Origin of the sequence: Burkholderia sp. Tr-862 (genome assembly GCF_011753085.1) — a bacterium.
Taxonomy (GTDB): domain Bacteria; phylum Pseudomonadota; class Gammaproteobacteria; order Burkholderiales; family Burkholderiaceae; genus Burkholderia; species Burkholderia ambifaria.
Map to the genome: position 1 here is coordinate 1 of NZ_VWWG01000245.1, position 7222 is coordinate 7222.

Below are 7222 nucleotides of genomic sequence, written 5' to 3' on the forward strand. Positions count from 1 at the left end.
TGCGGATCGCGGTCACGCGCAGCGACAGCATCGCCGCGACGCTCGATGCGCACCGCGGCGCATTCGCGGCGGCCGGGCTCGACGATGCGTGGACCCGCGTGGTCGCGATCGTCGCGCAGCCGGGCGTCGACTTCGACGATCGCCACGTGCTCGACTACGACAGCGCGAAGGCCGCGTCGCTCGGCGCGAGCATCCTGCGCACGCCGCGCCTCGTGTTCGAAGCGCATTCGACCGACTACCAGACCGAAGACGCGCTCGCCGCACTCGTGCGCGACCACTTCGCGGTGTTGAAGGTCGGCCCCGCGCTGACCTTCGCGCTGCGCGAGGCGCTGTTCGCGCTCACCTTCATCGAGGACGCGCTGATCGGCGACGTCGCGCAGCGCTCGCGCCTGCGCGACGTCGTCGACGCCGCGATGCGCGCGCAGCCCGAGCACTGGGCGCCGTACTACCGCGGCGACGAAACCGAGCAGCGGCTCGCGCGCCAGTTCAGCTACAGCGACCGGATCCGCTACTACTGGCTGCAGCCGGCCGTCGCGGCGGCGGTCGAGCAGCTGTTCGACAACCTCGCGCGGCAGCCTGTGCCGGAGACGCTCGTCGCGCAGTGGCTGCCTGACGTGTACGCGGCGTGCCGCGCGGGCGGCCTCGCGAAGGAACCGCGCGCGTGGGTGCGCCACCGGATCCGCGAGGTGATCGCGCACTATGCGCGCGCGTGCGGCATGCAGCGGCCGGCGTGACGGGCCGAGAAGGAAACGCAGCAACGCGACACACGCAATACGTAATCAGTAATACGCACGCAACACAATACGCAACACCGACGACAGTTCGAACAATCACAGGAGACATGCCATGCAACGAAAGATGCTCGATGCCGCCGCACGCTGCTTCGCCGGAGCCGCACTCGCGACGGCCGCGTGCGCGGCGTCCGCCGGCACGCTGACGATCGCGACGCTGAACAACCCGGACATGATCGAGTTGAAGAAGCTGTCGCCGGCGTTCGAGAAGGCGAACCCCGACATCAAGCTGAACTGGGTGATTCTCGAGGAGAACGTACTGCGCCAGCGCGCGACCACCGACATCACGACCGGCAGCGGCCAGTTCGACGTGATGGCGATCGGCACCTACGAGACGCCGCAGTGGGGCAAGCGCGGCTGGCTCGCGCCGATGACGGGGCTGCCCGCCGACTACGACCTGAACGACATCGTGAAGACCGCGCGCGACAGCCTGTCGTACAACGGCCAGCTGTATGCGCTGCCGTTCTACGTCGAGAGCTCGATGACGTTCTACCGCAAGGACCTGTTCGCGGCGAAGGGGCTCAAGATGCCCGACCAGCCGACCTACGACCAGATCGCCGAGTTCGCGGACAAGCTCACCGACAAGGCGAAGGGCACCTACGGGATCTGCCTGCGCGGCAAGGCCGGGTGGGGCGAGAACATGGCGTACGTGTCGACGGTCGTGAACACGTTCGGCGGCCGCTGGTTCGACGAGAACTGGAACGCGCAGCTGACGTCGCCGGAATGGAAGAAGGCGATCGGCTTCTACGTGAACCTGCTGAAGAAGGACGGGCCGCCGGGAGCGAGCTCGAACGGCTTCAACGAGAACCTGACGCTGACCGCATCGGGCAAGTGCGCGATGTGGATCGATGCGACGGTCGCGGCCGGGATGCTCTATAACAAACAGCAGTCGCAGGTCGCCGACAAGATCGGTTTCGCGGCCGCGCCTGTGGCCGCCACGCCGAAGGGCTCGCACTGGCTGTGGGCGTGGGCGCTGGCCGTGCCGAAGACGTCGAAGCAGCAGGACGCCGCGCGCAAGTTCATCGCGTGGGCGACGTCCAGGCAGTACATCGAGATGGCCGGCAAGGACGAAGGCTGGGCGTCGGTGCCGCCGGGCACCCGCACGTCGACCTACCAGCGTCCCGAGTACAAGGCCGCCGCGCCGTTCTCGGATTTCGTGCTGAAGGCGATCGAGACGGCCGACCCGAACGATCCGTCGCTGAAGAAGGTGCCGTACACGGGCGTGCAGTACGTCGGGATTCCTGAATTCCAGTCGTTCGGCACCGTGGTCGGCCAGGCGATCGCGGGTGCGGTCGCCGGCCAGACGACAGTCGACCAGGCGCTGGCCGCCGGGCAGGCCGCCGCCGACCGCGCGGTCCGGCAGGCCGGCTACAAGAAGTAACGCGGCCCGCACCGTGCGCGCCGCCGCGCACGGTGCACGTGGCCGAAGCAATAACGCGGGACGGCCGTTCGCGCCCGCGCCTCAACCGGAGGGACTCCGATCATGCGTCATTTGCGTCTTCCCCTGAGCCACGCGCCGTCGGTCGGCGATGCGTCGTCGCCGCCCGGCGCGCCGCGTCGCGCGCGCGGCGGCCCCAGCTGGCTCGTGTCGCCGTCCGTCGCCGTGCTGCTGCTGTGGATGTCGATTCCGCTCGCGATGACGATCTGGTATTCGTTCTCGCGCTACAACCTGCTGAACCCGGACGTGAAGGGCTTTGCCGGGCTCGACAACTACCGCTTCCTCGCGACCGATCCGTCGTTCCTGCCCGCGATCTGGCACACGCTCGTGCTGATCGGCGCGGTGCTCGCGATCACGGTGGTCGGCGGCGTGCTGATGGCCGTGCTGTTCGACCGCAAGTTCTACGGGCAGGGCGTCGCGCGGCTGCTCGCGATCGCGCCGTTCTTCGTGATGCCGACGGTCGCCGCGCTGATCTGGAAGAACATGATCCTGCATCCGGTGTACGGGCTCGTCGCGAACGCGATGCGCGCGCTCGGGATGACGCCGGTCGACTGGTTCGCCGATTACCCGCTCACCGCCGTGATCATGATCGTCGCGTGGCAGTGGCTGCCGTTCGCGTTCCTGATCCTGTTCACCGCGATCCAGTCGCTCGACCAGGAGCAGAAGGAAGCCGCCCGCATCGACGGCGCGGGCCCGATCGCGATGTTCTTCTACATCACGCTGCCGCACCTGAAGCGCGCGATCGCCGTGGTCGTGATGATGGAGACGATCTTCCTGCTGTCGATCTTCGCGGAGATCTACACGACGACGGGCGGCGGCCCGGGCAATGCGACGACCAACCTGTCGTACCTGATCTACGCGCTCGGCCTGCAGCAGTTCGATGTCGGCCTCGCGTCCGCGGGCGGGATCATCGCCGTCGTGGTCGCGAACGTCGTGTCGTTCTTCCTGGTGCGGATGCTCGCGCGCAACCTGAAGGGGGAGTACGAAAAATGAGCGACCTGACTTTGGAAGGCCGGCGCGCGCCGGCCGCGTTCGACCTCGTGCGGCGCGCGCTGCCCGGCGCGCTGGCGTGGCTGATCGCGCTGCTGCTGTTCTTCCCGATCTTCTGGATGGCGATCACCGCGTTCAAGACCGAGCAGCAGGCCTACGCGTCGACGCTGTTCTTCGTGCCGACGTTCGACAGCTTCCGCGAGGTGTTCGCGCGCAGCAACTACTTCGGCTTCGCGTGGAATTCGGTGCTGATCTCGGCGGGCGTCACGGCGATCTCGCTGCTGCTCGCGGTGCCGGCGGCCTACGCGATGGCATTCTTCCCGAACCGCCGCACGCAGAAGGTGCTGCTGTGGATGCTGTCGACCAAGATGATGCCGTCGGTCGGCGTGCTCGTGCCGATCTACCTGCTGTGGAAGAACGCGGGGCTGCTCGATACCGTGTCGGGCCTCGTGATCGTGTACACGTTGATCAACCTGCCGATCGCGGTATGGATGACCTTCACGTACTTCAACGAGATTCCGAAGGACATCCTCGAAGCGGGGCGCATCGACGGCGCGTCGACGTGGCAGGAGATCGTCTACCTGCTGATGCCGATGGCGCTGCCGGGCCTCGCGTCCACCGCGCTCCTGCTCGTGATCCTGTCGTGGAACGAGGCGTTCTGGAGCATCAACCTGTCGAGCTCGAACGCTGCACCGCTCACCGTGTTCATCGCGTCGTACTCGAGCCCCGAGGGCTTGTTCTGGGCGAAGCTGTCCGCTGCTTCCCTGCTCGCGGTCGCGCCGATCCTGATCGTCGGCTGGCTGTCGCAGAAGCAGCTCGTGCGCGGGCTCACGTTCGGAGCGGTCAAATGACGGCGGCCGGCGAAGGCGTGGTCGGCCACGGATTGAACGTGCTGATCTGCGATTGCGACGGCGTGCTGATCGACAGCGAGGCTGTCGCCGCCGACGTGATCGTGCGCGAGCTCGATGCGCGCTGGCCGGGCGTCGACGCGCGGCCGGCCGTGATGCCGCTGCTGGGGCTGCGCATCGAGCGCGTGCTGGCGGGCGCGAGCGAGGCCGTCGGCCGCACGCTGTCGGCCGACGACGTCGACGCGATTCGTCGCGCGGTCGAGGCGGCGGCCGTCAACGCGCCGATGGTCGACGGCATCGAGGCGGCACTCGCGGAGATCAGCCTGCCGACGGCGTGCGCGAGCAACAGCTACCGCGCGTATGTCGAGGCGGCGCTCGCGCGCACCGGCCTCGCACGCTTCTTCGGCGACCGGCTGTTCTGCGCGGACGCCGTCGCACGGCCGAAGCCCGCGCCCGACGTGTATCTCGCGGCCGCGCGCGCGCTCGGCGCGGTGCCCGCGCAATGCCTCGTCGTCGAGGACAGCGTGACGGGCATCACCGCGGCCGCCGCGGCCGGCATGACCGTGCTCGGCTTCGTCGGCGGCGGGCATGCGTCGGCCGCGCAGGTCGACGCGCTGCGCGGGATCGGCGCGCGTCACGTATTCGACGACATGCACGAGCTGCCCGGCTACGTCGCGCGCTGGCAGGCGACGGGCGCGGTGCTGCCGGGCTAGGGCCCATTGGCTGAAACAGACCCTCACCACGAACGATTGCGCGCCGCGTCGAACGCGGCGCATCACGAACGAACGGAGACAGACCATGGCAAGCGTGCTCCTGCGCAACATCGCGAAGCGCTACGACGACACCGAAGTGCTGCGCAACGTGAACCTCGACATCGCCGACGGCGAATTCGTCGTGTTCGTCGGCCCGAGCGGCTGCGGCAAATCCACGCTGATGCGGATGATCGCCGGGCTCGAGGACATCTCGAGCGGCGAGCTGCTGATCGACGGCGCGAAGGTCAACGACGTGCCGAGCGCGAAGCGCGGCATTGCGATGGTGTTCCAGTCGTATGCGCTGTATCCGCACATGACGCTGTACGACAACATGGCGTTCGGCCTGAAGCTCGCCGGCGCGAAGAAGCCCGAGATCGACCAGGCGGTGAAGCAGGCCGCGAAGATCCTGCACATCGATCACCTGCTCGAGCGCAAGCCGAAGCAACTGTCGGGCGGCCAGCGGCAGCGCGTCGCGATCGGCCGCGCGATCACGCGCAAGCCGAAGGTGTTCCTGTTCGACGAGCCGTTGTCGAACCTCGATGCGGCGCTGCGCGTGAAGATGCGGCTGGAATTCGCGCGGCTGCACGACGAGCTGAAGACGACGATGATCTACGTGACGCACGACCAGGTCGAGGCGATGACGCTCGCCGACAAGATCGTCGTGCTGTCGGGCGGCGCGGTGCAGCAGGTCGGCACGCCGAACACGCTGTATCACGCGCCGGCGAACCAGTTCGTCGCGGGCTTCATCGGCTCGCCGAAGATGAACTTCCTGAAGGGCACGGTCGAGTCGGCCGATGCGACCGGCGTGCTGGTGCGCTTCGACAGCGGCGAGACGCAGCGCGTGGCGGTCGATGCGGCGGGGCTGCAGCCCGGCGCGGCCGTGACCGTCGGCGTGCGGCCCGAGCATCTGCTGGTGGGTGCGGCGGGCACCGGTGTCGCCGCGCGGACGATGGCCGTCGAATCGCTCGGCGATGCCGCGTATCTGTATGCGGAGTCGGCGGTCGCGCCGGACGGGTTGATCGCGCGGATTCCGCCGCTCGACACGTATCGCACCGGCGAGGCGCTGCACGTGCATGCGCAGCCCGAGCATTGCCACCTGTTCGACGAGCAGGGTCAGGCGTTCCGGCGGCTGAGCGCGCACGCGAAGGCGGCGTGATGTTCGAACGCTAGGCAGTGCTCGCGCTCGTCGCGCCTGCCGTGCGCCGCAGAGTGGGGCGCAGAGTGGGGCACACGCCGTGCGCGGCTGTATGCGCGTTCGGCGGCGTCAGGCCGCCTTCGCGTCGAGGGCCGCGCGCGCGCAGGTCTCGTCGGTGACGAGCCCCGACAGCCAGCCGCCGCGCAGCGCGGCGATCACCGCGTCGCGCTTCTTCGGGCCGCCCGCGAACGCGATCGTCGGACGTTTCGGCGGCGCGTCGAGCGCGACGCTCGTCACGCGCGCGCTCGTCGACACGTCGACCAGCCTGCCGCGCGCATCGATCGGCACGCCGAGCAGCTCGGCCACCGCGCCGAGCGCGGTCATCTCGTCGCGTTCCTGTTCGGTGATGAAGCCGTCCTCGTAGAGCGGGCAGTGCGGGCCGATGTTGCCGATCCCGACGAACGCGACGTCGGCCTGAGCCGACAGCGCATCGACGATCCGGTACAGACGATGATTGCACCATTGCGCGCGCTCGGCGTCGCTGTCGGCGAACAGCGGCGCGGGCAGCAGGAAGTGCTTGCCGCCCGTCTTCTCGGAGATGTACTGCGCGACGTCGTAGCGGTTCGACGAGCCGTCGGCCGCGATCGCGCCGACCATCGACACGAGCCGGTGCTGCGGCCGCTCGATCTGCGCGATCTGCGCGACCGCCGCCTTCAGCGTGCGGCCGCTGCTGACCGCGATCACCATCGGCCGCGTTTCGTTCAGGTAGCGCTCCATCACCTGCGCGCCGGCGACCGCGAGCTTGCGGTCGATCGCTTCGGGCGCGTCGGCATCGACCGGCACGACTTCGCACATCGCGAGCCCGTAGCGTTTCGACAGTTGCGCGCCGAGATCGAGACAGTCGGCGAGCTGGTGATCGACGCGCACGCGGATCAGGTTCTTCTCGACCGCGAACGCGACGAGGCGCTGCGCGACCGGGCGCGACACCTGCAGCTTCTCGGCGATTTCATTCTGCGTGTCGCCCGCGACGTAGTAGAGCCACGCGGCGCGTGTGGCGAGATCGAGTTTTTCTGAGGACTTGGACACGATAGCGGTTCGGTTTGGATCTGGGGGCCGCCCCCGCGGGCCGGCCGTCAGGCGGCGCCGACGGCATCCACTGTAACGCATGCCGGGCGCACGGCCGACGGCCGCGGCGGCGCTTACGCGAGCCGCGCGCGCGACGGTTCGTAAAGCGGGCGCACGTGGCGATACAGCGCGCGGAACGCGTC

Annotated in this window: 7 protein-coding genes; 6 read left to right on the plus strand and 1 reads right to left on the minus strand. The window is 68.7% G+C overall.

Translation table 11 applies throughout. The annotated features are described in order from the left end of the window. The 6 genes from F3J14_RS32625 to ugpC form a co-directional block, all read left to right on the plus strand. A partial coding sequence (locus F3J14_RS32625; protein ID WP_166726420.1) for a class II D-tagatose-bisphosphate aldolase, non-catalytic subunit occupies positions 1 to 734 on the plus strand: 734 nt, incomplete at its 5' end. 112 nt (positions 735 to 846) lie between these two features. Beyond that, entirely contained in the window at positions 847 to 2172 is a 1326-nt protein-coding gene (locus F3J14_RS32630; RefSeq protein WP_166726421.1) for a sugar ABC transporter substrate-binding protein, read from the plus strand. Between the two features lie 102 nt (positions 2173 to 2274). Next, a complete protein-coding gene (locus F3J14_RS32635) occupies positions 2275 to 3222 on the plus strand; it encodes a sugar ABC transporter permease (RefSeq protein WP_166726422.1) in 948 nt (315 codons plus the stop codon). Continuing rightward, complete coding sequence (locus F3J14_RS32640; protein ID WP_011657785.1) at positions 3219 to 4070, plus strand: carbohydrate ABC transporter permease; 852 nt, start codon at positions 3219 to 3221, stop codon at positions 4068 to 4070. The genes F3J14_RS32635 and F3J14_RS32640 overlap by 4 nt, the downstream gene beginning before the upstream one ends. Next, entirely contained in the window at positions 4067 to 4780 is a 714-nt protein-coding gene (locus tag F3J14_RS32645) for an HAD family phosphatase (RefSeq protein WP_166726423.1), read from the plus strand. The genes F3J14_RS32640 and F3J14_RS32645 overlap by 4 nt, the downstream gene beginning before the upstream one ends. 85 nt (positions 4781 to 4865) lie before the next feature. Continuing rightward, positions 4866 to 5975 (plus strand): sn-glycerol-3-phosphate ABC transporter ATP-binding protein UgpC, encoded by a 1110-nt coding sequence (gene ugpC / locus F3J14_RS32650; RefSeq protein WP_105832479.1) that lies wholly within the window; start codon positions 4866 to 4868, stop codon positions 5973 to 5975. A gap of 108 nt (positions 5976 to 6083) precedes the next feature. Here the strand turns inward: ugpC and F3J14_RS32655 are convergent, their stop codons facing one another. Further along, positions 6084 to 7040, minus strand: coding sequence for a sugar-binding transcriptional regulator (locus tag F3J14_RS32655; protein WP_105786265.1), 957 nt, complete (start codon positions 7038 to 7040; stop codon positions 6084 to 6086). Between the last annotated feature and the right edge of the window lie 182 nt (positions 7041 to 7222).

Coding starts and splice junctions, on each gene's coding strand:
- F3J14_RS32630 (WP_166726421.1), top strand. CDS start 847: ATGCAACGAAAGATGCTCGATGCCGCCGCACGCTGCTTCGCCGGAGCC.
- F3J14_RS32635 (WP_166726422.1), top strand. CDS start 2,275: ATGCGTCATTTGCGTCTTCCCCTGAGCCACGCGCCGTCGGTCGGCGAT.
- F3J14_RS32640 (WP_011657785.1), top strand. CDS start 3,219: ATGAGCGACCTGACTTTGGAAGGCCGGCGCGCGCCGGCCGCGTTCGAC.
- F3J14_RS32645 (WP_166726423.1), top strand. CDS start 4,067: ATGACGGCGGCCGGCGAAGGCGTGGTCGGCCACGGATTGAACGTGCTG.
- ugpC (WP_105832479.1), top strand. CDS start 4,866: ATGGCAAGCGTGCTCCTGCGCAACATCGCGAAGCGCTACGACGACACC.